This is a genomic window from Pseudomonas carassii, from assembly GCF_036324045.1.
Taxonomy (GTDB): Bacteria; Pseudomonadota; Gammaproteobacteria; order Pseudomonadales; family Pseudomonadaceae; genus Aquipseudomonas; species Aquipseudomonas peradeniyensis.
On sequence record NZ_JAZDCT010000084.1, the window covers coordinates 1 to 1,609 of the forward strand.

The 1,609-nt window shown below is 66.5% G+C and carries 1 protein-coding gene; it reads right to left on the reverse strand.

Going from position 1 to position 1,609, the window contains the following annotated elements; genetic code table 11:
- On the reverse strand, positions 1 to 1,609 hold a 1,609-nt coding region (locus V0R62_RS26635; protein WP_330105824.1), incomplete at both ends, for a non-ribosomal peptide synthetase.

The following is a 1,609-nucleotide window of genomic DNA, read 5'->3' on the forward strand; positions in this document are numbered from 1 at the left end:
GGTTGGCTGGCCGAACAAGGTGCGCACGTCGGCCTGCAGGCCGGCCTGGCGCAGGCGTGCGGTGAGGCTCACCGCCAACAGCGAATGGCCGCCCAGTTCGAAGAAGTTGTCATGGCGACCAACCTGTTCGATGCCCAGGACTTCAGCCCAGATCGCGGCCATGGCCTCCTCGGTCGCGCCGATTGGGGCGACATAGACCTGGCGTGCCAGGGCCGAAGGATCAGGGTCCGGCAGTGCCTTGCGGTCCAGCTTGCCATGGCTCGTCAGCGGCAGATCGTCCAGGCGGACGAAGGCTTGCGGTATCAAGTGGCCCGGCAGGCTGGCTTGCAGGCCTTGGCGCAAGGCGTCGAGATCGACCGTAGCGGCTTCGGTGAACCAGGCCAGCAAGCGTTCGTCGCGCACCAGCACCACCGCATCGGCGATACCCGGCACGGCTTTCAACGCCGCTTCGATCTCGCCCAGCTCGATCCGCACGCCACGGATCTTCACCTGGTCGTCGTTACGGCCCTGATAGTCCAGCGTACCGTCGGCGTTCCAGCGCACCAGGTCACCCGTGCGGTACATCCGACCGCCGTTGAACGGATCGTCGAGGAAGCGCTCGGCAGTCAACTCAGGACGGTTGAGGTAGCCTCGGGCGACCTGAGCACCACCGATGTACAACTCGCCGATCACACCGACCGGCACTGGCTGGCGCTGCTCGTCCAGCACATAAGTGCGAGTGTTGGCGGTCGGCCTGCCGATATGCAACACCCCGCCCGGTTGCAGTTGCCCCGACGTCGCCACCACGGTGGTCTCGGTCGGGCCATAGTTGTTGACCAGCGCGAAGCCCGGATCACACTCGAACTGGCGCAGGCGATCGCCGCCGACCAACAGCGTGCGCAGGGTCGGATGCTGCCGTTCGCGGCGCAGCGCCTGCTCGGCGACCGGTGTCGGCAGGAAGCTCACTTGCAGCGGCTGCTCCAGCCACCAGTCGAGCAGTTCATCGACATGTTCGCCGCCGATGGACGCCGGCGGCAGGTGCAGCACCGCTCCGGCGCACAGTGCCGGCCAGGCCTCCCAGGCCATGGCGTCGAAGCCGAAACCGGCGACGCTGGAGGTGTGGCTGCCCGCGCCCAGCTCGAAGGTCTGGCAATGCCAGTGGATCAGGTTGGTCAAAGTGCGGTGTTCGACCATCACCCCTTTGGGCTGGCCGGTGGAGCCGGAGGTGTAGATCACATAGGCCAGCTGATCCGCGTCGAGGCTGGTGACGACGGGGTTGATATCGGCTTCACAGACCCAGTCATCGCCATCCAGGGCAACCTTGGCCACCTCGCCCACCAGCGACACAGTGCTCGACTCGACCAGCACCAGCGCCGGAGCACTGTCGCTGAGCAGGTAGGCAATGCGCTCCGCCGGGTAGCCCGGGTCGACCGGCACATACGCCGCGCCGGCCTTGAGCACGGCCAGCATCGCCACTAGTCGCTGCGGGCCACGTTCCAAGCACAGCGCCACGCGGTCGCCCAAAGCCACGCCACGCTGGATCAGATGATGAGCCAGTCGGTTGGCACGCTGGTTGAACTCGCCGTAGCTCAGACTCAGCTCACCCTGTACAACGGCCAGCGCTTCGGGC